The 25,427-nt window shown below is 73.7% G+C and carries 21 protein-coding genes; 12 read left to right on the top strand and 9 right to left on the bottom strand.

The features are described from left to right. The first annotated feature begins 28 nt into the window (after window positions 1–28). Window positions 29–1,246, top strand: coding sequence for a serpin family protein (locus ACE1OC_RS02810; protein WP_407835626.1), 1,218 nt, complete (start codon window positions 29–31; stop codon window positions 1,244–1,246). Continuing rightward, window positions 1,243–2,127, top strand: a complete 885-nt coding sequence (locus ACE1OC_RS02815; protein WP_407835627.1) for an aldo/keto reductase — start codon at window positions 1,243–1,245, stop codon at window positions 2,125–2,127. The genes ACE1OC_RS02810 and ACE1OC_RS02815 overlap by 4 nt, the downstream gene beginning before the upstream one ends. A 145-nt stretch (window positions 2,128–2,272) precedes the next feature. Here ACE1OC_RS02815 and ACE1OC_RS02820 read toward each other — a convergent pair whose 3' ends face one another. Then, window positions 2,273–3,298, bottom strand: coding sequence for a PfkB family carbohydrate kinase (locus ACE1OC_RS02820; RefSeq protein ID WP_407835628.1), 1,026 nt, complete (start codon window positions 3,296–3,298; stop codon window positions 2,273–2,275). Then, on the bottom strand, window positions 3,295–3,939 hold the full coding sequence (locus ACE1OC_RS02825) for a bifunctional 4-hydroxy-2-oxoglutarate aldolase/2-dehydro-3-deoxy-phosphogluconate aldolase (protein WP_407835629.1): 645 nt from the start codon (window positions 3,937–3,939) through the stop codon (window positions 3,295–3,297). The genes ACE1OC_RS02820 and ACE1OC_RS02825 overlap by 4 nt, the downstream gene beginning before the upstream one ends. Before the next feature lie 86 nt (window positions 3,940–4,025). Between ACE1OC_RS02825 and ACE1OC_RS02830 the strand changes: the two genes are divergently transcribed. Continuing rightward, window positions 4,026–4,826: an IclR family transcriptional regulator gene (locus tag ACE1OC_RS02830; RefSeq protein WP_407835630.1), complete on the top strand. Its 801-nt coding sequence runs from the start codon at window positions 4,026–4,028 to the stop codon at window positions 4,824–4,826. Between the two features lie 82 nt (window positions 4,827–4,908). Here the strand turns inward: ACE1OC_RS02830 and ACE1OC_RS02835 are convergent, their stop codons facing one another. Together ACE1OC_RS02835 and ACE1OC_RS02840 are read right to left on the bottom strand one after the other, a co-directional pair. Beyond that, entirely contained in the window at window positions 4,909–6,951 is a 2,043-nt protein-coding gene (locus tag ACE1OC_RS02835; RefSeq protein ID WP_407835631.1) for a tetratricopeptide repeat protein, read from the bottom strand. A gap of 236 nt (window positions 6,952–7,187) precedes the next feature. After that, window positions 7,188–8,231: a S66 family peptidase gene (locus ACE1OC_RS02840; RefSeq protein ID WP_407835632.1), complete on the bottom strand. Its 1,044-nt coding sequence runs from the start codon at window positions 8,229–8,231 to the stop codon at window positions 7,188–7,190. A gap of 96 nt (window positions 8,232–8,327) precedes the next feature. Here ACE1OC_RS02840 and ACE1OC_RS02845 point away from each other — a divergent pair, with 96 nt between their 5' ends. The 5 genes from ACE1OC_RS02845 to ACE1OC_RS02865 all read left to right on the top strand — a co-directional run bounded on the left by ACE1OC_RS02845 (window position 8,328) and on the right by ACE1OC_RS02865 (window position 14,544). After that, a complete protein-coding gene (locus ACE1OC_RS02845; protein WP_407835633.1) occupies window positions 8,328–9,128 on the top strand; it encodes an alpha/beta fold hydrolase in 801 nt (266 codons plus the stop codon). A gap of 57 nt (window positions 9,129–9,185) precedes the next feature. Further along, window positions 9,186–9,707 (top strand): helix-turn-helix domain-containing protein, encoded by a 522-nt coding sequence (locus tag ACE1OC_RS02850; RefSeq protein ID WP_407835634.1) that lies wholly within the window; start codon window positions 9,186–9,188, stop codon window positions 9,705–9,707. Beyond that, window positions 9,700–10,122: a DUF4180 domain-containing protein gene (locus ACE1OC_RS02855; protein WP_250738079.1), complete on the top strand. Its 423-nt coding sequence runs from the start codon at window positions 9,700–9,702 to the stop codon at window positions 10,120–10,122. The genes ACE1OC_RS02850 and ACE1OC_RS02855 overlap by 8 nt, the downstream gene beginning before the upstream one ends. Window positions 10,123–10,198: 76 nt before the next feature. Continuing rightward, entirely contained in the window at window positions 10,199–11,863 is a 1,665-nt protein-coding gene (locus tag ACE1OC_RS02860) for a sigma-70 family RNA polymerase sigma factor (protein WP_407835635.1), read from the top strand. 149 nt (window positions 11,864–12,012) lie between these two features. Further along, a complete protein-coding gene (locus ACE1OC_RS02865; RefSeq protein WP_407835636.1) occupies window positions 12,013–14,544 on the top strand; it encodes a DEAD/DEAH box helicase in 2,532 nt (843 codons plus the stop codon). A gap of 78 nt (window positions 14,545–14,622) precedes the next feature. Here ACE1OC_RS02865 and ACE1OC_RS02870 read toward each other — a convergent pair whose 3' ends face one another. Next, entirely contained in the window at window positions 14,623–16,014 is a 1,392-nt protein-coding gene (locus tag ACE1OC_RS02870) for a glutamate decarboxylase (RefSeq protein ID WP_407835637.1), read from the bottom strand. Window positions 16,015–16,323: 309 nt separating this feature from the next. On the opposite strand from ACE1OC_RS02870, the gene melC1 reads away from it, so the two are divergent. Further along, window positions 16,324–16,737 carry an apotyrosinase chaperone MelC1 gene (melC1, locus tag ACE1OC_RS02875; protein WP_407835638.1) on the top strand — a complete coding sequence of 138 codons (414 nt, stop codon included), beginning with the start codon at window positions 16,324–16,326 and terminating at the stop codon, window positions 16,735–16,737. After that, complete coding sequence (gene melC2, locus ACE1OC_RS02880; RefSeq protein ID WP_407835639.1) at window positions 16,737–17,600, top strand: tyrosinase MelC2; 864 nt, start codon at window positions 16,737–16,739, stop codon at window positions 17,598–17,600. Before melC1 ends, melC2 begins: the two co-directional genes overlap by 1 nt. On the opposite strand, the gene ACE1OC_RS02885 is transcribed toward melC2, so the two are convergent. Beyond that, window positions 17,540–18,268 carry a response regulator gene (locus ACE1OC_RS02885; RefSeq protein WP_407835640.1) on the bottom strand — a complete coding sequence of 243 codons (729 nt, stop codon included), beginning with the start codon at window positions 18,266–18,268 and terminating at the stop codon, window positions 17,540–17,542. The two genes, melC2 and ACE1OC_RS02885, sit on opposite strands and share 61 nt — an antisense overlap. After that, entirely contained in the window at window positions 18,265–19,956 is a 1,692-nt protein-coding gene (locus ACE1OC_RS02890; protein ID WP_407835641.1) for an ATP-binding protein, read from the bottom strand. Before ACE1OC_RS02890 ends, ACE1OC_RS02885 begins: the two co-directional genes overlap by 4 nt. 127 nt (window positions 19,957–20,083) lie before the next feature. Between ACE1OC_RS02890 and ACE1OC_RS02895 the strand changes: the two genes are divergently transcribed. Then, the gene (locus tag ACE1OC_RS02895) at window positions 20,084–21,436 is read left to right on the top strand and encodes a cation:dicarboxylate symporter family transporter (protein WP_407835642.1); all 1,353 of its coding nucleotides are present in this window, start codon (window positions 20,084–20,086) and stop codon (window positions 21,434–21,436) included. Window positions 21,437–21,664: 228 nt separating this feature from the next. After that, complete coding sequence (locus ACE1OC_RS02900) at window positions 21,665–23,476, top strand: S8 family serine peptidase (protein ID WP_407835643.1); 1,812 nt, start codon at window positions 21,665–21,667, stop codon at window positions 23,474–23,476. 109 nt (window positions 23,477–23,585) lie between these two features. On the opposite strand, the gene ACE1OC_RS02905 is transcribed toward ACE1OC_RS02900, so the two are convergent. Together ACE1OC_RS02905 and ACE1OC_RS02910 are read right to left on the bottom strand one after the other, a co-directional pair. After that, complete coding sequence (locus tag ACE1OC_RS02905; RefSeq protein ID WP_407835644.1) at window positions 23,586–24,284, bottom strand: (2Fe-2S)-binding protein; 699 nt, start codon at window positions 24,282–24,284, stop codon at window positions 23,586–23,588. A gap of 67 nt (window positions 24,285–24,351) precedes the next feature. Next, entirely contained in the window at window positions 24,352–25,404 is a 1,053-nt protein-coding gene (locus tag ACE1OC_RS02910) for an SIS domain-containing protein (RefSeq protein WP_407835645.1), read from the bottom strand. Window positions 25,405–25,427: the final 23 nt, after the last annotated feature.

Consider the following 25,427-nt stretch of genomic DNA (forward strand, 5'->3'; position numbering starts at 1 on the left):
CCCGGCCCTTCCCCGTACGCTCGGCCCCATGGACAACTCGACGGTGGAGGCGGTCAACCGCCTGACGGCGCGGTGGGCGCAACGATGGTCGGCGCGGTCCGCGGACGCGGCCGAAGGCACGGTGTTCACGGCGGCCGGGCTCTGGCCGCTGCTGGCCCTGCTCGCGGACGGCGCCGACGGGCCGGCCCGTACCGAGCTGGCCGAAGCCCTGGGCATACCCGCCGACTCGGCGGCCGAAGCCGCCCGGGAGCTGCTGACCGCACTGGACGGCGTACGGGGCCTGCGCGCCGCCGCCGGCCTGTGGGCGCGGCGCGACCTCCCGCTGGAGCCGGCCTGGGCGGCCCGGCTCCCCGCCGGGACCCGGTCCGTCCTGACCGGCGACGAGGACACCGACCGCAAGGCCCTGGACGCCTGGGCGGCCGAACGCACCGACGGCCTCATCGAGCAGATGCCGGTCGAGGTGGGCCCGCACGTCGAGCTGGTAGTCGCCTCCGCGCTCGCGCTGCACCTGACCTGGGAGCAACCCTTCTCCGAGCGGCCGGTGCAGCCGTCGCACGGCCCGTGGGGCGGGCGCTCCCTGCGCGGGCTGACCGTCAGCCACGCCTTCCCCGAGCGGATCCGGGTGGCCGGCGGGCCCTCCGGCCCGGTGACCCTGCTCCGTATTCCCGGCGGTCCTGACGCGCCCGGTGCCCGCGGTGCGGACGTGCACCTGCTGCTCGGTGAGCCCGGGGCCGCGCCCGGGGACGTCCTGACGACCGGGATCGCCGAGGTCACCGGGGCGCTCGCCTCCTCGACCGCGAGGGAGCTTCCCGACGGCGGAGCGGGTCCCGGGCTGTCGCTGCGCACGGTGGAGTCGACCAGCCCCGAACCCGTGGCCCGGATCGGCACGGTGGCCTTCGACATCCGCGCCGAGCACGATCTGCTGGAGCACGCCGAGGCGTTCGGGCTCGCCTCCGCAGCCTCCGCGGCCGCCGCCCCCGGGCACTTCCCCGGCATCTCCCCCGTCCCGCTCGCGGTCGGCTCCGCCCGCCAGTCGGCCGTGGCCCGCTTCCACGCGGAGGGGTTCGAGGCCGCTGCCGTCACCGCCGTCGGCATGTTCCGCGGGGCCGCGAGGCCCCGGTCGTACCGGGTCCGACAGGCCGAGTTCGAGGTGGACCGGCCCTTCGGCTTCCTCGCCGTCGACCGGGAGTCCGGTCTCGTGCTGTTCGCGGGCTGGGTCACCGACCCCGCTACCCTCATCCGATGACTTCCGACAAGATCACCGCGGCCGACTCCGGCACCTGGCTCCTCGGCGACCTCCCGGTCCGCCGCATCGGCTTCGGCGCGATGCGCCTCACGCACCTCGCCGACGGCTCCCCCAGCGACCGCGACCGGGTGACCGGAGTGCTGCGGCGGGCGGTCGAACTCGGCGTCAACCACATCGACACGGCCGCCTTCTACTTCTCCGCGACCCGCTCCGCCAACGAGCTCATCAACCGGGCCCTCGCCCCGTACGCCGACGAGCTGGTCATCACCACCAAGGTCGGGCCGGGCCGCGATGCCGCCGGCGAGTGGTGGTGGGCCACGCCCGAGCAGCTGCGCGGACAGGTCGAGGAGAACCTGCGCCAGCTCGGCCGCGACCACCTGGACGTGGTCAACCTGCGCGTCCCGCGCCAGGCGACGACCGGTCCGGTCGCCGAGCACTTCGGGGCGCTCGCCGAGCTGCGCACCGCCGGGCTGATCCGGCACCTGGGCGTGTCCAACGCGCGGCCGGACCACCTCGCCGAGGCGCGGGCCATCGCTCCCGTGGTCTGCGTGCAGAACCCGTACGGAATCGGTTCGCCCGCCGAGGAGCACGCGTTCCTCGACGCGTGCGGCGAGCAGGGCATCGCCTACGTCCCCTTCTACGCCATCGCGGGCGCGGGCAAGGAGGCCGGCGGTGTCGCCGAGGAGGGCCCGGCCGTACGCGATCTCGCGCGGGCCCACGGCGTGTCCCCGGCCCAGCTCCGCCTGGCGTGGACCCTGAGCCGGGGCGCGCACGTCCTCGCCATCCCGGGCACCGGGAACCCGGGTCACCTGGACGAGAACGTCGCGGCCGGCGCGCTGCGGCTGTCGGCCGAGGACACCGCCCTGCTCGCCGCCGGGTAGCCCCCGGTGCGCCGGTGCCGGCCACCAGTCGTGGACCGGGCCGTCGGCGAGCAGGACGGGGCGGCAGCCCGGCCCGGCGCCGCCCCTTCCCCTCCTTCGGCCCGCGTGGTCGTCCGGGTGGCAGCGCCTTTGCTGTCCACAGTGCTCATGTCGTCGCCTGTCCTGTGCCGAGGAGGTGTGCGCGGTGGGCCGCCGCCAGGGCGGCCGTCTCGGTGAAATCGGGGACGCGTCCGGTGCCGCCGCGGCCGGACACGGAGAGGGAGGCGGCTGCCATCGCGTGGGCGACGGCGTCCGCGAGGGTGTCGCCCAGTGCGAGCCGGGCGGTGGCGGTGCCGGTGAAGCAGTCCCCGGCGCCGGTCGCGTCGACCGGGTCGGGGTTGACCGGGACGGGCAGGTACGCCGCCTCCGTGCCGTCGTCCAGCAGCAGCCGGTCGGCGCCCGCGGTGACGGCGACGGTACGGGCACCCAGGGCCCGGTAGCGGGCGGCGGCCTCGGCCGGGTCGTCGGTGTCGACCATGGCCAGCGCGTCCGCCGGGCAGGAGGTCTTCAGCAGCCCGGCCAGCGGGGCGATGCGGGCCAGGAGGGTGCGCGCCTCGGCCCGACTGGTCAGCCGGGAGCGGAAGTTGGGGTCGTAGGAGAGGTGCCCGCCGGCCTCGTGCACGGTCCGGGCGGCGAGCAGGACGGCTTCGCGGCTGCTCGGAGACAGGGCGCCTGCGATGCCGCTGGTGATGAGGGCCTTGGAGCCCGTCAGCAGCTCCCGCCAGGACTCGACGTGTTCCACGGAGAGGGTGGAGCCGGCGCTGCCGGTGCGCCAGTACACGAACGCGCGGTCGCCCTCGGTGTCGGCGCAGAGCAGGTAGGCGCCGTTCGGACGCGGGGAGCGGCGTACGTGGGAGACGTCCACGCCGAGTTCGGCGGCGCGGGCCAGCAGCGGGACGCTCAGCTCGTCCTCTCCGACGACGGCGAGCAGGGCGGTGCGGGCTCCGGCGGCGACGGCGGCGGCCGCGGCGTTGAGGGCGTCCCCGGAGAAGGAGACGCGGGCGGGCGTGCCGTCGGCGGCGTCCCGCAGGGCCGTCTCGGCGTGGATCTCGACGAGGACCTCGCCGAGGACGAGGACGTCGTATCCCTGCGGGACGGACGTGCTCCGGCTCGCGCTCCCGGACCCGGTCACGGACGCCGCTCCGTGCCCGCGCAGTCGCCGCAGCAGGGCTGGGCGAGGTCGGCGAAGACGGCGGCCAGTTCGCCCGGGTCGGCGGGCAGGCCGCTGCCTATCCCGACGGCGGCGGCCCCGGCGGCGAGCCAGTCGCGGACCTCGCCGGGCGCGATCCCGCCGGTCGGGATGACCAGGGCCCCGGGGAGCACGGCCTTGAGGGAGCGGATGAACTGCGGGCCGCCCACGTGGGCCGGGAACACCTTCGCCGCGCCGGCAGACCGTACGGCCGAGGCGATCTCCCCCGGGGTGAAGCCGCCCTCGATGAAGACGGCCCCGCACTCCTCGGCGACCTCGCGGACCTCGGGGGCCGGGTAGGGCGAGACGAGGAAGGCGGCGCCCGCGTCGAGCGCGGTCCGCGCGGCCACGGCGGTGGTGACGGTGCCGACTCCGATGAGGGCGGGCCGCCCCTGCGCATCGGTGAGCGGCACGGTGCGGGCCACGGCCTCGGCCCAGCCGGGGGTGGAGGTGGTGAGTTCGACGGCGCGGCAGCCGGCGGCGAGCAGGGCGGTGGTGTGGCGGACGGCCTCGTCCGCGTCGGCGTTGCGCAGGACCGGCAGCAGTCGCTGCGCGGTGATGGCCGCGTACGGGTGACAGGACAAAGGACCCTCCATTTGTTCCACGTAATGGAACCTGGTATCGTGTAACGGAACTTCTGCTGCAGACCATACCCATCTCTGGAGATCCCTTGTCCACGGACGGAAGGCCCGAGAACGAAGAGGCCGCAAGCACCTCCCGCGGCGGCCGGACCTCCGCCGCGGGCACGGCGCTGGAGAAGTCGATGCGGATCCTGGAGGCCGTGGCCGCGCCCGGCGGCCCGCACCGGCTCACCGATGTCATGGCGGCGGCGGCCGTGCCGAAGTCGAGCACCTTCCGCATCCTGGCCTCGCTGATCGAGCAGGGCTTCGTACGCTCCGAGGGCGAGAGCCGCTACGGCGTCGGGCCCCGGCTGCGCGCGCTGTCCGCCCTGGTCACCGGCGGGGAGCCGGCCAGCATCGAGCGGATCCTGCGGGACCTGCAGGAGGCCACCGGACAGGCGGTCCATCTCGCCCTGCACAGCGGGGAGACCATCACCTACATCCGGAAGCTGGAGAGCGAGCAGCCCTTCCAGACCGCCTCGCGGGTCGGCATGCGGATGCCGCTGCACACGACCGCGATCGGCAAGAGCATCCTGGCCCACCTGCCCGGGGCCGAGGCCCGCGACCTGGTCGCCTCGGCCGGACTGCCGCGCCGCACGCCGAACACGCTCACGACGCCGCAGGCCCTGGAGGCGGAGCTGGCAGCCGTGCGGGAGCGGGGGTTCGCGGTGGACGACGAGGAGAACGAGGCGACCATCCGCTGCATCGGCGCCGCGATCCTCGACACCGGGGGCCGTCCGATCGGCGGCGTCAGCATCACCACCGTCACGTTCCTGGTCTCCCGCACGGAGATCGAGGCCTACGCGCCCGCCCTGCTCGCGGCCACCCGGGCACTGGCCCCGCTGCTGTAGGCCGTCGGGGCTCGGGCGGCAGGCACGGCCTGGCCGGCAGGCACGGCCTGGCCGGCCGTCCGGGACTGGTCCGCGACCGGGACTAGTCCGCGGTCGGGGCCCGGTCGGCGGTCCGGGCGAGCAGTTCCCGGGCCGTCCGCAGGTGCCGGTGGCCCGGTTCCAGGACGGACTCGGCCCGCTCCAGGGCGCCGGTCAGCACCGCGGCCGCCTCGGCGGCCCGGTCCCGGGCGAGCAGGGCGCGGGCCCATTCCAGGCGGGAGTAGAACGCGTGCGGATGGTCCTCGCCGAGCACCCGGGTCCGGTCGACGGTGAGCTCCGCCCAGGCCTCGGCCGCCTCGGCGGTGCGCCCCGCGCGGGCCGCCAGCGCCGCCATGCTGCTCCGGACCGCGAGCGTGTGCGGATCGTCGGGCCCGATCCCCTCGGCGGCTTCGGCCTCGGCCAGCAGGCACCCCAACTCGGCTTCCGCGGCGGCCGGTTCCCCCGCCCGGAACCAGATCAGGCTGCGCCGGGTCGCCAGCACCTGGGGATGCCCGGCGCCCTGGACCCGTAAGCGATCGGCCAGCAGCAGATCCAACTGCCGGGCAGCCGAGCGGTGATCACCGCCCTCTCCGGTGAAGTAGGCCAGCTGGTGACGGGCCGCCAGGGTGTCCGGATGGTCGGGCCCCAGCACCTCGGCGACATCCACGAGCAGCTCCGCGAACTGGGCCGCGGCGGCCAGATGGTTCCCTGCCTCGCCTACGAAGAAGGCCAGTTGATGCCGCGCCGCCAGGGTGTCGGGGTGCCGGGGCCCGAGCCGGGCGGCTCGCCTGTGGGCGATCCCGGCGAGATCGGCGGCGGCCCGGCGCGGTTTCCCGGAGTCCCCGATGGCGATGGCCAATGGCAGTTCGGCCCCGGGGACCCCGCCGCGCCAGGCGAGGCCGAGGGCCTCGACTGCCCGCGCGAGGCGGCCCTCCTGATGGGCGACGAGCCCCATGTCGTAGGCGTCGGCGGGCTCCACCAGGGGCAGCAGCCCGCGCCACAGGTGGTCGGGCACGGGGCCGTTGCCCGGCGCGTTCAACAGGTAGTCGAACGCGGTGAATCCGGCCCCGAAGTTGCCGATGAGCAGCCCGCTCGTGGCGTAGGCGGCGGCGCAGGCCCAGTCCATCGCCTCCGCGAACGGCTCGGGCTGGAGGTCCCCTCCGCCCCGGGCCTCCAGATAGGGGGCGTGCAGCTCGCGCAGCCACGCGCGGGTCACGGGGCGGCGCAGTCCGGCCCGGCGGCAGTCCACCGCCGCCGCGACCACGGCGGCGCCGCGCGGATTGGCGCCCGGGGCCCAGGCGTTCTCCCAGGCCGCCAGGAGTTCCGGACCGGCCGCCAGCACCTCGGCGACCCCGAACCGCTCGCCCGCGCGCAGCGCGGCCCCGATGCGCGGATCGCCCTGGTGGGCGGCGGCCCGGCCGCGCTCCGCCCGGGACCAGTGCCGTGGCAGCCTGACGACCACCGCCTGGTGGAGCAGGTCGCGCTGGGCCCGCCAGGCGTCCCGGTCGGAGCCGGTGAGCCGGCTCTCCTCACGGGCGTCGTAGCGCCGGTACTCCTGGACCCGCATGGTCGCGATGACCACCGCCGTGCGCAGGGAGGCCAGTTGGGCGGTGCTGAGGCCGCCCGCGCCGAGGTAGTCCTCCAGGTCGTCCAGCCACAGCACGGCGCGGCGCCGCCGCCCGGCGATCCGCACCGCTTCGGGCAGTGCGGCGCGGGAGAGCGGGCGGACGAAGGCGTGCCGCGGGTAGCGGCTGCGGGCCACCTCGTAGGCGAGCCGGGTCTTGCCCGCCGTGGACTCTCCCACCACGAGGACGAAGCGGCTCCGCTCCAGGGCTGCGCGCAGCCCCGGTTCGGCGTCGCGCCGAATGTACGCGGGCGGGTCCGCGGGGGCCTCGGCCGGGTGGGCTCCGGCCAGTTCGGGGCGGTCCACGTGGCGCAGCAGCGGGATCCGGCCCGCCGCCGTACGGAGCACCTCCCCGGCGGCCCGGGGGTCGACGCCCTCCCCGGACGGCCGCGTCAGCTCGGCGGCGAGTCCGGACAGCGTGGTGACGGCCGCGCCGATCCCGGCGGCCCAGGGCCCCGAGGTCCACACCGCCGCCAGCGCCACCGCACCTGCTCCGAGCCCTACCGAACCGAGGTATCCGGCCCAGCCCCTCGCCCGGCCGGATCCCCTCAAGAGCAACGCCGACATGCCGCCCCCAACACGTCCCGTGGGAGCCCCATTGTCACCCCGGACCCGGGCGACGGAACCCCAACGGAGCCACTGCGGAGGGATGTTCGTCAGTAAGTGCAGCGACTTTGGGGAGTTCGGCGAGTTCGGGGAGTTCAGCGAGTTCCGCGAGATCAGTACGTGACGAAGATCCGGCGGGCCGGGCCGTCCACCCGGATCCGGCCCCCGACGGGGATCACGATCTGCGGGTCGGTGTGCCCGAGGTCCACGTCGAAGACGGCCATGGTGTCGGGGGCGTACTCGCCGAGGGCCCGCAGGACCGCCTCGCGCTGTTCGCGGCGGTAGCGCTCCCGCTCCTCGGCGTCGAAGCGCTTCTCGAAGGACCAGCTCTTCGCCCGGCCCATCAGGAAGGCGGGGAACTGCCGCAGCAGGCCGCGCTCCCCCATGTTGCGCAGGATCCAGTAGACGTCACGGGCGCTCGGCATGTCCTCCGAGGTCTCCAGGAAGAGCACCCCGCCGGCGTACTCCTCGACGGGCCGCACCGCGCGGTCGGCCATCAGCAGCCAGGAGAGGATCTCCAGGTTCCCGCCCCAGCCGTCACCCTCGACCACCCGGTCGGCGTTGTGCCAGGCCCAGCCTCCGGCCGGCTCCAGGTCCGGTTCGGCGTCGAAGGTGCGCGGGTCGTCCCAGGGGCCGTTGACGTCCCCGCTGGCGCCGGCGGCGGTCAGCTCGTACTCGCCCGAGGTGAACAGCGCCGCGCGCAGGGACTCGGCCGTGAGCGGGTTCATGGCGCCGGGCCGTCCGAGCTCGACCATCACCGAGCCCCCGTGGTAGGCGACCAGCCCGAGGCTCCGCAGGTGCAGGAGCAGGTTGGTGTTGTCGCTGTATCCGAAGAACGGCTTGGGGTTGGCGCGCAGGAGATCGGCGTCGAGGTGCGGGAGCAGCGTGATCTGATCGTCGCCGCCGATGCTGGCGATGACGGCCTTGATCTCGGGGTCGGCGAAGGCGGCGTGGAGGTCGGCGGCCCGCTCCCGGGGCGTCGCGCCCATCTTCCGGGTGGTCGGGTATTCCACCGGCTCCAGGCCGAACTCCTCCCGTAGCCTGCGCAGCCCCAGCTCGTAGGGCTGCGGGAAGAGCTCGGGCAGGCCGGCCGAGGGGGAGAGCACCGCGACGCGGTCTCCGGGGCGGGGCTTGGCGGGGTAGCGAGGATCCGTCATCCGGAGATCTTAGGAGCAGGCCCGCCCGCCACCGAAGCGGTTTTCCGGGGCCCTCGCCCCTCTCGACGCAGGCGGCGCCGTGATCGAATCGGCGGCATGACCACCGAATTGATACCCGTCGCCGGCGGAGGCCGCATCCGGGCCGAGCGGGCCGGGGACGGCCCCCCGCTCGTCCTGCTCCACGGATCGGTCCACGACAGCCGCCTGTGGGACCACGTCTTCGCCGCCCTGGCACGACACCACACCGTGGTGCGTTACGACGCCAGGGGCCACGGCCGCTCGACCCCTCCGACCGGGCCCTTCCGCTACGAGGACGACCTGCTGGCGGTTCTGGACCGGTTCGGCTTCCGGAGCGCGGGGCTCGTCGGCTTGAGCATGGGAGGCGAGGTCGCGCTCGACTTCACCTTGGAGCACCCCGAGCGGGTCCGGTCGCTGACGTTGATCGCATCGTCCGTCGGTGGGTACGAGTGGCCCCGGAGCCCCGAGATGGAGGCATACGCCGCGGCGCGCCGCGGATCGGTCGGCAGCCGCATCGCCGAGCTGGAGCTCACGCTCTGGGCGAGCCTGGGTGACCGGGCCCCGGGTTTCGAGGTCATCGGGCCCATGGTGCGCGAGAACGCCGAAGCCGGAGCCGCCGCGGAGAAGGGGCACGCCCTCGACCCGGCCGAGGGTGCGGTCGGCCGGCTGGACCGGATCGGGGTGCCGACGGTGGTCGTCGTCGGCGATCACGACCACCCGGAGATCCGCATCATCGCCGACCGTCTCGCCGACGGCATCCCCGGCGCGCGGCTGGAGGTGGTCGCGGGCGCCGATCACTACCTGCCGCTGCGGGCTCCCGGGCGACTCCTCGAACTCCTCCTCGCTTCCGACGGCTCGCCCACCCGGGCCGGGGCCTGATTCCCTATCCTTCCCTATCAGCACGCATGCGCACCTCTTAGGGTAGGATCCGGAGTTATGAGTGACGAAGGACGCGAGCTGTACTCGGTCGGCGAGGTGGCGGAGCTGCTCGGACTGCACGTGCGCACCGTCCGGAACTACGTGCGCGACGGCCGGCTCAAAGCCGTCCGGATCGGCAAGCAGTACCGGATCAGCCGGGCGGACTTCGAGGCCCTCACGAGCCTTCCCGATCCGGCCGGCGAGGATCCTTCCGCCGCCGGGGAGGCACCGCGGCGGCATCTGGAGGTGTCGAGCATCGTGCAGATCGACGCGATCGGTCCCGACGCGGCGAACCGGCTCGCGAACCTCGTCACGGCGAGCGCGCAGTCCCCCAGGGCCACCCCGGCCACGCTGCGCGTCCAGACGGTCTACGACAAGGAGCGGGCCCGCATGAAGATCGTGATCCTCGGCGACGCAGCCACCAGCGCCGATCTGCTGCACCTGATCGACGGGGTGCTCGGCCCGGGCAACGGCATGGGGAACGAAAACGACGCGAATCACGGCCGGGACCGCGACGCGGGGGCGGCGCACCGTGGCTGACCTCCTCGTGGAACACCACGGCGTACCGGTCCTGGTCTGCGCCGCCGACGGCCCGCCGGTCGTCACCGAGCAGGACGCGCTCGACCAGCTGATCGGCGGCGCCTTCTACCGGACCGACATCGTCGCCGTCCCGGTGGAGCGTCTGGACGCCGGCTTCTTCGACCTGCGCAGCGGGCTCGCCGGGGCGATCATGCAGAAGTTCGTGAACTACCGGGTCCGCCTGGTGGTCGTGGGCGACCTCTCGCACCACCTGGAGGCGAGTTCGGCCCTGCGCGATCTCGTACGGGAATCGAACGAGGGCCGCCACATCTGGTTCCTGCCCGATCTCGACGCCCTGGCCTCCCGCCTCGCCCCGGCCGGGAAAACAGGGCCGGGCGCTCCGGATTCCGCATCCGCGGAACCGATCGACGGATAAGCGTTATCGGAGTCCCCCTCGACGGTCTCCCAGGTATTGGGCATCATCGAGCGCCGGTACGGACAGGGACTTTTCTATGAGCACTCAGCACACGGCAGCACTGGTGGCCGCGGCCCGCGCGGGCGACCCCCGCGCCCAGGACGACCTGGTCAGCGCCTATCTGCCGCTGGTCTACAACATCGTCGGGCGGGCCCTCAACGGGTCCGTCGACGTGGACGACGTCGTCCAGGACACGATGCTGCGGGCACTCGACGGGCTGGGCGGCCTGCGCGACGACCACAGCTTCCGGTCCTGGCTGGTCGCGATCGCCATGAACCGGGTGCGCGCCCACTGGCAGGCCCGCCGGAGCGCCCCCGGTGAAAGCGGGCTGGAAGCCGCCTGGGAGCTCGCCGATCCGGGCGCCGACTTCGTGGACCTGACCGTCGTACGGCTCCAGCTGGAGGGCCAGCGGCGCGAGACGGCCCGTGCCACGCGCTGGCTCGAGCCCGACGACCGGGCGCTGCTGTCCCTCTGGTGGCTGGAGTGCGCCGGGGAGCTGACGCGCGCGGAGATGGCGGATGCGCTGGAACTGTCCCCGCAGCACACCGCGGTACGGGTGCAGCGGATGAAGGCGCAGCTGGAGGCGGCCCGGGTGGTGGAGCGGGCGCTGGGTGCGCAGCCGCCCTGCGAGGACCTGCGGACCGTGGCGGCGAGCTGGGACGGGCTGCCCTCGGCGCTGTGGCGCAAGCGAATAGCCCGGCACGCCCGTGAGTGCCTGCGGTGCGCCGGGCTGTGGAACGGCCTGGTCCCGGCCGAGGGACTGCTGGCCGGGCTGGCGCTGCTGCCGGTCTCCGCGGCGCTGCTCGCGGGCGTACGGGCGGCCCTGGACTCCGGCTACACCTCCGTCGGCCCGGCCGGCGCCGCTTCGGCGTACGGTCCGGACACCGGCCACGCCGACGGCGGCAGTGGCGGCAGCGGCGGCAGCAACCCCGAAGCACAGTTCGCCTCGGCGGGCGGTCCCGGCGACGGGCGCGCCTCGCTGCGCAAGCAGCGGCGCACCCGCGGCCGGCGCCGGGTCATCGGTGGCGCGGTGCTCGCCGCCTGTGTCGTGGGAGGCGGGCTGACCTACCTCGCCACCCGCCCCGGCACCGGATCCCCCGAGGCGCCTCCGGCCGCGCTCGTGGCGCCGGAATCGGGGACCGCACTGCCACCGGAGGCGGCCTCCCCCACCCCTAGCCCCTCGGAATCCGCCTCTCCGAGCGCCTCGCCGAGCCCCAGCCCCAGCCCGACTCCGAGTCCGACCCCCACGCCCACGCCCACCCCGAAGCCGAGTCCGAAGTCCACCCCGCCGAAGAGCCCCGCTCCCGCCCCGCCCGGCGGCAGCACCGCCGCCCAGGTGATATCCCTGGTCAACTCCGAGCGGGCGAAGGCCGGCTGCGGGCCGCTCAAGGAGGACGCGCAGCTGCGTACGGCCGCCCAGGGGCACTCCGACGACATGGCGCGGCGGGACTTCTTCTCGCACACCAACCCGGACGGCGCGGACCCGGGCAAGCGGACCACCGCCGCCGGGTACCGCTGGTCCACCTACGGGGAGAACATCGCGAAGGGGCAGCGGACCGCGGCCCAGGTCATGGATTCCTGGATGAAGAGCCAGGGACACCGCGAGAACATCCTCAACTGTTCCTTCAAGGACATCGGCGTGGGCATCCACCAGGGCGCGGGCGGCCCGTGGTGGACGCAGAACTTCGGCGCCCGGATGTGAGCCCGCCGCACCCGTTCCACCCCGCTCCACCACGCTCCGCCCCCGCCCCGCCACGCTCCGCCGCACCCCCCGTCCACTCGATCTCCCCGCAATGATTCAAAATGGGGGCAAGATAGGAGCTGGAAGCAAACCGGCAGATCACGGTGGAGGTGGCGCGCATCAGCAGGCAGAAACTTCGTCCGCACCAGCGCGAGGCCGTCGACGCCGCCGTGCGGGCGCTGGAACTGCCCGCCGGCCGCAGGGTCCCACGGACCGGGCTCCGTACGCAGGTGATCATGGCAACGGGCTCCGGCAAGTCGCTGGTCGCCGTGCACACGGCCGAGGAGCTGCGGGCCGGACGCGTCCTGGTGCTGGTGCCCTCCTTGGACCTCCTCGTGCAGACCGCGGCGGCCTGGCGCGAGGGCGGCCGGACCGGCCGCGCCTTCGCCGTGTGTTCGCTGCGCGGTGAGGACGCGGGAGTGCCCACCACGACCGACCCGGCCGAACTGGCCGGCTGGGCGGGCCCGCCCGTCGACCGGGTCACGGTGTACGCCACGTACGCCTCGCTCGGCCTGGGCACCATCGAACGCGCGCACCGCGAGGGGCTGCCCGGCTGGGACCTGATCGTGGTCGACGAGGCGCACCGGACCTCGGGGCGCATCGGCAAGCCCTGGGCGGTGGTGCACGACAACGTGCGGATCCCCTCGGTCCGCCGGCTGTACATGACGGCCACGCCCCGGGTCTGGCAGTCCGCCGAGGATTCCGCGCCCGCCGAGGGCGAGGAGTCCGCCGAGAGTTCCGACCAGCCGGAGGGGGCGCGCGCCCGGGGCGACCTCGTGGCCTCCATGGAGGACGATCCCGACGGGCCGTTCGGCGCGCGCTGCTACACCCTCACCCTCTCGGAGGCCGTCGACCGGGGCATCTGCGCGCCCTACCGCGTGGTCTGCGTGGACGTCAGCGATCCGGAGTTCCAGGCGGCCGTCCTGCTCGGGCCGGACGGGCGCTCCGACTCCGTGCGCGGAGTGCGGCTCGCGGCGCTCCAGACGGCGCTGGTGACGGCGGCCGTGAAGCAGGGGTTCCGGCGCACGCTCGTCTTCCACCACCTGACCAAGGAGGCCGAGGCGTTCGCGGCCGGTCTGCCGGCGGTCGCCGCACGGCTGCGCGCCACGAGCTGGGCCCCGCGGCCGGTGTACCCCCGTACCGTCTGGGCGGACTGGCTGTGCGGGCAGCACACGGCGGCGCACCGGCGGCGCGTCCTGGGCGCCTTCGCGGACGACCGGGTCGCGGACAAGGCCTTCCTGGGCAGTGTCCGGGTGCTGGGCGAGGGCGTGGACACCAAGGAGTGCGACTCGGTCTTCTGGGCCGACGTACGGGGTTCCATGCCCGACCTGGTGCAGGCCGTCGGCCGGGCGCTGCGCATCCGGCCCGGGGAGGGCAAGGTCGCCTCCCTCGTGGTGCCGGTGCTGCTGGGGCCCGGCGAGTCCCCGGAGACGATGCTGACCTCACGGGCGTACGGGGACCTCGCGCGGCTGCTGGAGGCGCTACGGGCCCACGACACCCGGGTCGTCGAGTCCCTCGCACAGCCCCAGGCCCCGAGCCGGCGGGCGGGCACGGGCGGCGCGGAGTCCGTGGGCGGCTCCGGGCTGCGCGGCGGCGCGGAGTCCCTGCTGACCTTCTCCACCCCCCGCGACCCGGCGCTGCTGGCCGCCTTCGTCCGGCTGCGCGTCCTGCACCCGGAGCACGAGCACTGGCGGCGCGGGGTGGAGGCCGCCCGGATCTACGCCGGGCTCGTCGGGGACCTCAAGGTGCCGTTCGCGTTCAAGGTGCCCACGGAGACGGAGGCGAAGGCGAAGGCAGAGACGGAGACGGAGGCGGCTGCCGCGGAGGAGCAGGGAGCCGGGGCTCCGTGGCCGCCGGGGCTGGCCCGGTTCCCGCTCGGGCAGTGGATCGCGGACGCCCGGCGCACGTACCGGCGCGGGGCGCTCGGCCACCGCCGGGTGGCGCAGCTCGACGAACTGGGCATGGTGTGGAGCCACTTCGACGTGGCGTTCGAGGAGGGGCTCGCGGCGGCGAGCGGCTGGGCCGCCGAGCACGGTCACCTGCTGCCTCCCGTGGACGCCACCTGGCGCGGCGCCCCGGTCGGGGTCTGGGTCAAGAACCAGCGGGCGGCGGCCCGCCGGGAGGGGCCCGGAGCCCTGTCCGAGGAGCGCCGGGAGGCCCTGGAGGCCGTCGACGCCTCCTGGTGTCCTTCCTGGGAGATCTCCTGGCAGCGGGCCTTCCACCTGACCCGGGTCCACCTGGACGCGGGCGGCCCGCTCCCGACGCGCCCCGGGGAGGCCGTGGTCCAGGGCGAGGACCTCGGCGTGTGGCTGCGCGGCCAGCGCGCGTCCTGGGAGCGCCTCGCCTGGGCCCAGCGCTGGCTGCTGGAGCACGCCCTCGGGGTGACCCCGGCCGAGGGTGCGGACCGGCCGAGGCCCCGGGTCGCCCACGCGGACGCGTGGGCGGCGCACCTGGAGGCGGCCCGGCGGTTCCACGACCGCGAGCGGCACCTGCGGGTGCCCCGTGCGCACGTGGAGCGGGTCGGCGACCGGGACCTGCGCCTCGGCTCCTGGATCGCCAACCAGCGCTCCCGCGCCGCGTCCCTCACCCCGGAACGGACGGCCGCGCTGACGGAGCTGGGGATGCGCTGGTCGGCGTCCTGAGCGCCGGACCCGCCCTTCCGGGGCGGGCTCGGAGGAGCAGGTCCGGAGGAGCAGGTCCGGATCCCGTCTACCCCCCGCTCAGTGGTGGAAGCCGGACCGGGGCGGCGCCGCGGGCACGGGCTGCGGGTGCGCGAGGAGGTGTTCGACGGCGGCGCGCAGGTCGGAGACCAGCAGGGCGATCTGGTCCCGGGTCACCCCGTGCCGGATCAGGACCCGTTGGATGACCGTGTCGTCCCGCTCGGCCGGCAGCGGGTACGAGGGCACCTGCCAGCCGCGCATCCGGAGCCGGTCGGAGAGGTCGTAGAGGGTGAAGCCCGCGCCCTCCGGGTCGGTGAGCCGGTACGAGACGGCGGGCAGCGCGCCCTGGCCGTCGTAGAGGAGGGTGAAGGGGCCGATGGTCTCGATCTCGCGGGCCAGGTACTGGGCGGTGTCGGCGCAGGCCTGCTGGACCCTGCGGTAGCCGCCCCGGCCCAGGCGCAGGAACAGGTAGTACTGGGCGATGATCTCGCCGCCCGGCCGGGAGAAGTTGAGGGCGAAGGTGGGCATGTCCCCGCCGAGGTAGTCCACGGAGAAGACGAGGTCGGCCGGGAGCAGGTCGGCGGTGCGCCAGACGATCCAGCCGACGCCCAGCGGGGCCAGGCCGTACTTGTGCCCGGAGGTGTTGACGGAGGCCACGCGCGGCAGCCGGAAGTCCCAGACCACGTCGGGGTGGAGGAAGGGGGCGACGAAGCCGCCGCTGGCGGCGTCCACGTGGATCGGCACGTCCCAGCCGTGCTCGGCCTGGATCCGGTCGAGTTCGGCGGCGATCTCGGCGACGGGCTCGTAGACGCAGGTGTAGGTGACGCCGAGGATGGCGACGACGCCGATGGTGTTCTCGTCCACGTTGGCGGCGAGCTGCTCGGGGCGCAGGCCGTTGGCTCCGGGCAACAGGGGGAGCTGGCGGAGCTCGACGTCGAAGTACCGGGCGAACTTCTCCCAGCAGACCTGGACCGGCCCGCACACCAGGTTCGGCCTGTCGGTGGGCAGTCCGGCGGCGCGGCGGCGCTCGCGCCAGCGCCACTTGAGCGCGAGGCCGCCGAGCATGGCGGCCTCGCTGGAGCCGGTGGTGGAGCATCCGGTGCCGGTGGTGCCGGCGGGGGCGTTCCACAGGTCGGCCAGGATGTTGACGCAGCGGCTCTCGATCTCGGCCGTCTGCGGGTACTCGTCCTTGTCGATCATGTTCTTGTCGAGGCACTCGTTCATCAGCCGGTGGACCCCGTCGTCCGACCAGGTCGTGCAGAAGGTGGCCAGGTTCTGGGCGGCGTTGCCGTCGAGGAGCAGCTCGTTGTGGAGGAGCTCGTAGACCACCTCGGACGGCGAGTGGTCTTCGGGCATCCGGTACTTGGGGAGGATCTCGCCGCTGAGGGCGGACGCGAACACGTCCGTCTCCGCGTCGCGGGCACGCAGGTCCTTCGTCTCATGGAGAGCCATATCGGGACTATAACGGGACAGAACAGGACGGATAGCCGCGAAATTCACTTCGGAACACCCCCGGGACCGGGCCTCAGAGGCAATTCCGGCTGCGGCTTCCGGCCGACTCCGCAGTGTGATGCCTTCCATAGCCACCCCGTGTGACCGCAGGATTTCCCGTCCATTAAGCTTTTTCACACAGGTCTTCCCGTCCGGGCCGCTGGAGCCAGTCCGGACGGGAAGATCATCCAACTAGTTCGACCGGCAACTTATCCGCGCATGTCCGGATAGCAGCCCTGTGTTCTCGGCGCCCTGATACCTCTTCGGGCCATGAACAAGATCACCCGCCGACAGGCCTTAGGCGCCACTGCCGGCGCACTCACCGCCCTCGGCCTCGCCGGCGCCACCGCGCACGCAGCCGTCACCGGATCCCGTACGGCCGCACCCGCCAACCCCGCGGGACCCTCGGGAAGCACGGACGAGGTCTACCAGGGCCGCCGCATACGGATCGTCCCCGCCTCGGGCGGCGGGGGCGACCACGGCGGACACCACGGGGGCCACCAGTCCCCCGGCCAGCCGACCGTCTTCATAGACGGCCGCGAACTGCACGTGATGCGGAACGCCGACGGCAGCTGGATCAGCGTGGTCAACCACTACGAGACCTTCTCCGGCCCGCTCCCCCTCGCCCGCGCCGCCGTGCGCGAGCTCCAGGGCGCCGCCCTCGTCCCGATGGGCGGCATGTGATGACGATCCGCAAGAACCAGGCCTCGCTCACCCCCGAGGAGAAGCGGGCGTTCGTCGCGGCGCTCCTCGAACTGAAGCGCACCGGCCGCTACGACCGCTTCGTCACCACGCACAACGGCTTCATCATGAGCGACACCGACTCGGGCGACCGGGTCGGCCACCGCTCCCCCTCCTTCCTGCCCTGGCACCGCCGGTTTCTGCTGGAGTTCGAGGCTGCGCTGCAGGAGGTGGATCCGGCGGTGGCCCTGCCGTACTGGGACTGGACGGCCGACCGGACCGCCCGCTCGTCCCTCTGGGCCGCCGACTTCCTCGGCGGCACCGGACGGGCACGGGACGGGCAGGTGCTCGACGGACCGTTCGCGTACGCGGCGGGCAAGTGGGAGATAGCCGTACGGGTCGACGGGCGCTCCTACCTGCGGCGCGCGCTCGGCACCGGCGTGGCCCAGCTGCCGACCAGGGCCGAGGTGGACTCCGTCCTCGCCATGCCGGTGTACGACGCGGCGCCCTGGAACAGCTCCTCGGGCGGCTTCCGCAACAACCTGGAGGGCTGGCGCGGGGCCAACCTGCACAACCGGGTGCACGTGTGGGTGGGCGGCCAGATGGCCACCGGGGTCTCCCCCAACGACCCGGTGTTCTGGATGCACCACGCCTTCATCGACAAGCTGTGGGCCGACTGGCAGGCGCTGCACCCGCAGTCGCCGTACCTGCCGGCCGCCGGCACCCCGAACGTCGTGGACCTGCACGACACCATGCGGCCGTGGAACGACGTCACCCCGGCGGACATGCTGGACCACCGGAAGTTCTACACCTTCGACACCGAGCCGGCACCGGCTCCGGCCGGGGCTGCCGCCAGCCAGCGGTAGTGCAGTTCGGGGCGGCCGACCTGGCCGTACCGGGGGGTGCGGTCCGCGCGGCCCGTGTCCACCAGGTGCTCCAGGTACCGGCGGGCGGTGATCCGGGAGATCCCGGCCGCCTCGGCCGTCCCGCCCGCGGTCAGCCCCTCGGGGGCCGCCCGCAAAAGAGCGGCGACCCGCTCCAAGGTCGGGCCGCCGATCCCCTTGGGTAGTTCGGCCGGCCGGGGTGAGCGCAGGGCCGCCATCGCGCGGTCCACATCGTCCTGGCCGGCCGCCTCGCCCGCCGCCGTCGCGCGGAACTCGGCATAGCGCAGGAGCCGTTCGCGCAGGGTGGGGAAGGCGAAGGGCTTCAGTACGTACTGCACCACCCCGAGCGAGACGCTCTCGCGGACCACCCCCAGGTCCCGCGCCGAGGTCACCACGATCACGTCGGCGGGGTGGCCCGCGGCCCGCAGGCCGCGAGCGAAGCGCAGCCCGTGGCCGTCGGGCAGGGTCAGGTCGAGCAGCAGCAGGTCGATCCGGGTCCGCTCCAGGACCCGGGTTGCCTCGGCGAGGGAGTGGACGACCGCGACGGCGGTGAAGCCGGGCACCCGCCCGACGTAGAGCGCGTGCGCGTCGGCGGCCACCGGATCGTCCTCGACGACGAGGACCCGCACCTCGGGCGTGCTCGTGCTCATGCGTCCCCCTCCCCGCGCGCCGGCAGTCGTACGGTGAACCGCGCTCCCCCGTCAGGCAGTTGGTCGGCATCCGCGCTTCCGCCGTGCCGGTGGGCCACCTGCCGCACCAGCGCGAGGCCCAGGCCCCGCCCCTCACCCTTGCCCGACCAGCCGCGCCGGAACACGTCCGCGCCCTCGGGAAGTCCGGGGCCGTTGTCGGCCACGCCGATCAGCACCCCGCGTCCGTGGGGTCCGGCCGGGCCGTCGGGGCGGATGGTGACGGAGATCCGGCCCCCGGGCACGCCGGTGAGGGCGTCGACGGCGTTGTCGACGAGGTTCCCGAGGACGGTGACGAGGTCCCGCGCGGGCGGGCCGCCGGGCCCGGCGTCGATGGCTCCGCTGTCCGGGGTGACGACCAGCTCGACCCCCCGTTCGTGGGCCTGCGCGGCCTTGCCGAGGAGCAGGGCGACGAGCACGGGCTCGCCGACGGCGGCGATCACCTCGTCGGTCAGGGCCTGGGCGAGGGACAGTTCGGCGGTCGCGAAGTCCACCGCCTCCCGGCTGCGGCCGAGTTCGATGAGGGAGACCACGGTGTGCAGCCGGTTGGCCGCCTCGTGGGCCTGCGCGCGCAGCGCCCGGGTGAATCCGCGTTCCTGGTCCAATTCGCCGTTCAGCGACAGCAGTTCGGTGTGGTCGCGCAGGGTGATCACCGTGCCCCGGCGGCCGCCGCCGGCGACGGGTGCGCTGTTGAGCACGAGCACGCGGTCCACCGTCAGATGGACCTCGTCCACCCGGGGCCGGTCGGAGAGCAGAGCTCCGGTGAGCGGGGCGGGCAGGCCGAGGTCGGCGACGCCGGTCCCCTTGACCTCCCCGCGCAGGCCGAGGAGTTCGCGGCCCGCGTCGTTGACCAGGGTGATCCGGCGTCGGCCGTCGAGCATCAGCAGCCCTTCGCGGACCCCGTGCAGGGCGGCCTGGTGGTAGTCGTACATCCGGCTCAGTTCGGCCGCGTTCATCCCGTGGGTGTGGCGGCGCAGCCGGGCGTTGACGACGTAGGTGCCGACCCCGCCGAGGGCGAGGGCCCCGCCCGCCACCCAGGCGAGGGCGGAGAGCCGCGCGGCGAGGCGGGCGCTGACCGCGCGGACGGTGATGCCGGCGGCGACCATGCCGATGACCCGGCCGTCGTCGGTGATCGGGGTGACCACGCGGAGGGAGGGACCGAGGGTGCCGGTGTAGGTCTCGCTGAAGGTCTCGCCCCGCAGGGCGGGGGCGGTGTTGCCGAGAAAGGGTTCGCCGATGCGCATCGGGTCGGGGTGGGTCCAGCGCCGTCCGTCCGGAGCCATGATCGTCACGAAGTCCACGCCCGCATCGACGCGGACCCGCTCCGCGTAGGGCTGCAGGGCCGCGGTGGGCCCGCCGGGGCCACCTGCCCCGCGCCCGGTTCCCCGTACGGCTTCGGGGACGGGCTCCCCCGCGACTGCCCGCGCCTCCTCCTCCTGCCGCTGCGCACGCGCCGCGTCCCGTACCGACGGGGAGTCCGCGACCGCGCGGGCCACCGCTCCGGCCTGGCGCCGGGCGGCCTCTTCGGCCTGGTCGCGGGCGGTCGCGTACGCGAAGACGGCGCAGCCGGCGACGACCACGGCGACCAGCACCACCTGCATGGCGAAGAGCTGGCCGGCGAGGCTGCGCGGCGGCCGGGGAAAGCGGAACATGGCGCTCAGTGTGCACCCGGGCGTGAACTCAATGAACGCAAGGGTGACCGGGGTCACAGCGGCGGGCGATGGTCCTCCCGGGACGCCTTCGCCATCAGGGAGGCGAAGGGCACTACCAGGAGGCATCGTGGCCGCCAGGCGCGACAAGACGCATTATCTGTACATCGCCGTGATCGGCGCGGTGCTGCTCGGCATCGCCGTCGGGTTCGCCGCACCCGGCACGGCCGTGGAGCTCAAGCCGCTGGGCACCGGGTTCGTCAACCTCATCAAGATGATGATCTCGCCGGTCATCTTCTGCACGATCGTGCTGGGCATCGGCTCGGTGCGCAAGGCCGCCAAGGTCGGCGCGGTGGGCGGGCTCGCGCTCGGCTACTTCATGGTGATGTCCACGGTGGCACTGGCCATCGGGCTGCTGGTCGGCAACCTGCTGGAGCCGGGCAGCGGACTGCACCTGACCGAGGCGGCCCGGAGCGCGGGCGAGGCGCAGGCCAAGGCGGGCGGTGCGGAGAGCACGCCGGAGTTCCTGCTGGGGATCATCCCGACCACGCTGGTGTCGGCCTTCACCGGGGGCGAGGTGCTGCAGACGCTGCTGGTGGCGCTGCTGTGCGGGTTCGCGCTGCAGGCCATGGGCACGGCGGGCGAACCGGTGCTGCGCGGGATCGGGCACGTGCAGAAGCTGGTGTTCCGGGTGCTCGCGATGATCATGTGGGTGGCGCCGGTGGGCGCGTTCGGCGCGATCGCGGCGGTGGTCGGGGCGACCGGGATGGACGCACTGAAGTCCCTCGCGGTCATCATGATCGGCTTCTACACGACCTGCCTGCTCTTCGTCTTCGTGGTCCTGGGCACGCTGCTGCGGCTGTGTACGGGGATCAGCGTGTTCGCCCTGCTGCGCTACCTGGGCCGGGAGTTCCTGCTGATCCTGTCCACCTCCTCCTCGGAGTCGGCGCTGCCCCGGCTGATCGCGAAGATGGAACACGTGGGCGTCTCGCGGCCGGTGGTCGGCATCACGGTCCCGACGGGCTACTCCTTCAACCTGGACGGGACCGCGATCTATCTGACGATGTCCTCGCTCTTCGTCGCGGAGGCGATGGGCAAGCCCCTCGCCCTGGGCGAGCAGATCTCCCTGCTGCTGTTCATGATCGTGGCCTCGAAGGGCGCGGCCGGGGTCACGGGCGCGGGCCTCGCCACGCTCGCCGGAGGACTCCAGTCGCACCGGCCGGAACTCGTCGACGGCGTCGGCCTGATCGTGGGCATCGACCGGTTCATGAGCGAGGCGCGGGCGCTGACGAACTTCGCGGGCAACGCGATCGCGACCGTACTGATCGGCACGTGGACCAAGGAGTTCGACCGGTCCCGGGCCACCGAAGTCCTCGCGGGACGGCTGCCGTTCGACGAGAGCACGCTCACGGACGACGCCCACGAGCAGGCCGCGGCCGTACCGGCCCAGCCGGGCGTCAGCAAGGACGGCGTACCCGTCTGACGGGGACGCCCCGCGGACCGGCCGGGCAGGGCTCGCCCCCACGGTGCCCAGCCCGGCCGGTCCCAACACCTAGAGCGGGAGTCGATTTCCAGCCAAGATCAGATGAACCGTCTAGCTGCAAAAGGTACTTCCATATCGGGGCACGCTTCTGACATCTTGCGTCCACCACTCGTTTCGTACGGACCGGTAGGTGCCACCCGCACCGCAGGACCGTCTTCGGAGGACGCATTGATACCCCACATATCCAGCCGACCTCGACGCACCCTCGTACTGGCGGCCGCCCTGGCCGCCCTGGCCTTCGGGGCACCGGCCGCGCTCGCCGGCACGGCGCCGGTCTCCCCGGCCGGCATCCCCGGCACCTCCGCCCCCGCCAAGGCCAAGGCCCAGGCCCCGGCGCCGACTTCCCAGAGTGCGACCTGGGCTGCCGGCACCCGCGCCTACGTGGTGATCACCGCTGCCGGTGACAGCTCCGCGGTCCGTTCCGCCGTCGCGGCGAACGGCGGCACGGTCTTCTCGTACTTCGACCAGATCGGCGTGATCGTCGCCCACTCGACCTCCACGACCTTCGCCGCCACCATGCGCGGTGTCAGCGGGGTCCAGAAGGTCGGCGCGACGCGCACCTCGGACGTACCGGCGGACGCCTACAACCCGGCGCTGCCCGCCAACCCGTCCCAGTCGACGACCCCCGCGGGCGAGCCCGCACGCGCCGACATGACGCAGATCAAGGCCGACCAGGCCTGGGCCGTGAACCCCGGCTCGGCCTCCGTCAAGGTCGGCATCCTGGACACCGGCGTCGACGACCAGCACCAGGACCTGGCGCCGAACTTCAACGCCGCGGACTCCGCCTCCTGCGCCTACGGCAAGCCGGACACCCGGGCCGGCGCCTGGCGTGACGTGGGCACCCACGGCACGCACGTCGCGGGCAGCGTCGCCGCCGCCAAGAACGGCAAGGGCGTCGTCGGCGTGGCCCCGGGCGTGAAGATCTCCTCGGTGCGCGTCGCCGAGCCGGGCACCTCGCTGTTCTTCGCCGAGAACACCATCTGCGCCTTCGTGTGGTCGGGAGACCACGGGTTCAAGGTCACCAACAACAGCTATTACACGGACCCGTGGCAGTTCAACTGCCCGGACAACATCGACCAGGCCGCGATCATCGAGGGCGTCAAGCGCGCCCAGGAGTACGCGGAGAGCAAGGGCTCGCTCCAGGTCGCCGCGGCGGGCAACGAGAACTACGACCTCGCCAACAAGACCACGGACTCGGCGAGCCCGAACGACTCGACGCCGACCACCCGGACCATCACCAACGCCTGCCTCGACATCCCGACCGAGCTCCCGGGCGTGGTCACGGTCGCCGCCAACGGCACCGGAACCACCAAGGCCTCGTTCTCCAACTTCGGCCAGGGCGTTATCGACGTCGCGGCGCCGGGCAGCAGCGTCTACTCCACCGTGCCGGGCGGCGGTTACAGCTCCATGAGCGGTACGTCGATGGCCTCCCCGCACGTCGCTGGCGTCGCGGCGCTCATCGCCAGCGCCAACCCGACCTTCACCCCGGCGCAGATCCGCACGGCGCTGGCCACCCAGGCCAACGACATCGCCTGCCCGTCGGACAGCCGTTGCAAGGGGACCACGGCCAACAACGGGTTCTTCGGCGAGGGCCAGGTCGACGCGCTGAAGGCGGTCGGCGGCTCGACCCCGCCTCCCGGCAAGTACTTCGAGAACCTCACCGACGTCGCGATCACCGACAACGCGACCGTGAACAGCGCCATCACCGTCAGCGGAGTGACCGGCAACGCGCCGGCCACCCTCAAGGTGGGCGTGGACATCAAGCACACCTACATCGGTGACCTCAAGGTCGACCTCGTGGCTCCGGACGGTTCCGTGTACGTCCTGAGCAACCGGGCCGGCGGCAGCACGGACAACATCATCCAGACCTTCACCGTCAACGCCTCCACCGAGGTGGCCAACGGTGTCTGGACGCTGCGCGTGAACGACAACGCCAACCAGGACACGGGCAAGATCGACGCCTGGAACCTGACCTTCTGATCTCCGGCCCCTGCGGCCTTCGGATCTGTGGCGCCACGGGGGCCATCGGGGAGCGGTACGCCGCGCCCCGATGGCCCCTGGGCCCGTCACCGCCCACTCGGTCCGCCCCCTACCTGGTCCGCAGTACGCAGTCCCCGCAGAGTCCGCCGCCGGGCACCTTGTAGTACAGGCAGCAGCTGCGGCGCACGAACGCCACGCCGAGGCCGGGTTCGTGGACGAAGGTGCCGCTCCCGCCGAGCGGGCCGCCGTCGGCGAGCAGCCCCGCGGCGAGCGAGGCCGCCGCCTCCCCCGGCACCCGGTCCGTGAGCACCCGGACGGCGCCGACCAGCCCCGAGGCGGCATTGCCGCGCAGCACCAGCGGCGAGACGCCGAACCGCTCGCGCAGCGCCGTGTCGAGCACCGCGAGGTGGCCGAGCACGGTGTCCGCGAGGGCCCGCGCCGGGGTTTCCCCGGGGTGTTCGGCGGGCTCGGGCAGCCACAGCTCCAGGGACCCCGCCCCGGGCAGCCGCCACCACAGGCCGCCGGGGCCGAGGTCCGGCACCCGACCGGCGAGCACCGCGCAGCCGAGCCCGAGCGACCAGAGCCGCGAGGCGATCCCGAACTGCGCGGTCGAAGCCGCCACCCGCCCGGGTCCGCTCCCGATGCGCCGGCCGACCTCTCCCACGTAGGCCCCGAGCCGCTCCCCGTACAGCTCCTCGAGCGGCCGGAAGCCGGGGCCGGGCGGCTCTTTCCCGTACGCCACGGTGAAGAAGGGGCCGACGGAGCCCAACTGCCGCAGTACGCCGTCCATCCCGGGCTCCGTGTCCATCTGCCGATGATCTCACCGAGCCGGGAGGGCGCGGCGGCCGGGCCGGGCAAGATCCGAAAGAGACGGCCTACGCCTGGGTGAAGGCCGCGACCTCGAAGTCCGACATGTCGAGGCCGCCCTGCTTGGTGTCGTCGTTGGCGAAGACGAAGGACTCGATCGGGACGTCCCGCTCGGCGCTGAGCTGGGCCACCAGCTCCTGCAGGACCACCGTCTCCAGGACCACCCGGACCGCGTCCGCGACCTCGGGCAGCCGGACGACCGACAGGCTGTCCGCCGGCTCCACCTCGGCCGTGGTCATCAGCAGCGTGAGGTGGCCGGCGCCCGCCAGCGAGCGGGCCAGCTCGATCTCACGGCCGTCGCCGTAGACGAGGTGGAGGGTGTTGCCCGCCGACTCCATCTCTCCGTGCAGGTAGTTGCGGGTCGCCGAGTGGGCCGCGGTCATCCGCACCACCTCGCGCAGCAGCAGCGCGCCCTCCTCGGCGGAGGCCCGGGAGGCTCCGGCCGCCACGCCGTCGGAGGCGATGCAGCGGGCGCCGCGCTCCCGCAGGCCCGCCACGATGGCGGTGGCCTGCGAGTGGACCACGGTGGTCTGCTCGGCGATCTCGCCCCACGGGTCGCCGTCACGGCCCGCGACGGCCCCGGCGATCAGGTCGAGGGCGACGATGGTGCCGGTGTAGCCGATGGTCGAGGCGTACGAGTCGGGCTCGTTGCCGAGGTCCACGGTGAGGTCGGCCAGGTCGCCGAGCGGCGAGGGGACCACGTTGAGCAGCGCGGTCTTCGTGATGCCGGGGGCGGCGCACTCGAAGGCGGCGATCGTCTCGGAGCTGCGGCCGCCCTGGGAGACGGCGATCAGGCAGTCGGTGTCGAAGCCGGCGGTGCCGGTCTCGATCTCGCTGGACAGCACGCGCTGGGTGACGATCCCGGCCTCGCGGAGCTGTTGTACGGGGACGGCGAGGGCGGCGTACGAGGCTCCGATGCCGGTGAACAGGGGGCGCTCGGCGGCCCGCAGCCCGGCGAGTTCCGGGGAGGCGAGCTGGGTGCGGACGCGGTCGGCGATCCGGGCGAGGGCTGCGCCCTGGTCGGCCTGGCCTTCGAGGAACGTGATGCGGGATCCGGACATGGTGGGGGTCCTTTGCGAAGTCT

The sequence above is a fragment of the Streptomyces stoeckheimensis genome, from assembly GCF_045822005.1.
Lineage (GTDB): Bacteria > Actinomycetota > Actinomycetes > Streptomycetales > Streptomycetaceae > Streptomyces > Streptomyces stoeckheimensis.

What these genes read in the sequence shown, in the direction of transcription:
- ACE1OC_RS02810 (WP_407835626.1), top strand. Translation starts at nt 29, where the DNA reads ATGGACAACTCGACGGTGGAGGCGGTCAACCGCCTGACGGCGCGGTGG.
- ACE1OC_RS02815 (WP_407835627.1), top strand. Translation starts at nt 1,243, where the DNA reads ATGACTTCCGACAAGATCACCGCGGCCGACTCCGGCACCTGGCTCCTC.
- ACE1OC_RS02840 (WP_407835632.1), bottom strand. Translation starts at nt 8,231, where the DNA reads ATGACGGATCCTCGCTACCCCGCCAAGCCCCGCCCCGGAGACCGCGTC.
- ACE1OC_RS02845 (WP_407835633.1), top strand. Translation starts at nt 8,328, where the DNA reads ATGACCACCGAATTGATACCCGTCGCCGGCGGAGGCCGCATCCGGGCC.
- ACE1OC_RS02850 (WP_407835634.1), top strand. Translation starts at nt 9,186, where the DNA reads ATGAGTGACGAAGGACGCGAGCTGTACTCGGTCGGCGAGGTGGCGGAG.
- ACE1OC_RS02860 (WP_407835635.1), top strand. Translation starts at nt 10,199, where the DNA reads ATGAGCACTCAGCACACGGCAGCACTGGTGGCCGCGGCCCGCGCGGGC.
- ACE1OC_RS02870 (WP_407835637.1), bottom strand. Translation starts at nt 16,014, where the DNA reads ATGGCTCTCCATGAGACGAAGGACCTGCGTGCCCGCGACGCGGAGACG.
- melC1 (WP_407835638.1), top strand. Translation starts at nt 16,324, where the DNA reads ATGAACAAGATCACCCGCCGACAGGCCTTAGGCGCCACTGCCGGCGCA.
- melC2 (WP_407835639.1), top strand. Translation starts at nt 16,737, where the DNA reads ATGACGATCCGCAAGAACCAGGCCTCGCTCACCCCCGAGGAGAAGCGG.
- ACE1OC_RS02885 (WP_407835640.1), bottom strand. Translation starts at nt 18,268, where the DNA reads ATGAGCACGAGCACGCCCGAGGTGCGGGTCCTCGTCGTCGAGGACGAT.
- ACE1OC_RS02890 (WP_407835641.1), bottom strand. Translation starts at nt 19,956, where the DNA reads ATGTTCCGCTTTCCCCGGCCGCCGCGCAGCCTCGCCGGCCAGCTCTTC.
- ACE1OC_RS02905 (WP_407835644.1), bottom strand. Translation starts at nt 24,284, where the DNA reads ATGGACACGGAGCCCGGGATGGACGGCGTACTGCGGCAGTTGGGCTCC.
- ACE1OC_RS02910 (WP_407835645.1), bottom strand. Translation starts at nt 25,404, where the DNA reads ATGTCCGGATCCCGCATCACGTTCCTCGAAGGCCAGGCCGACCAGGGC.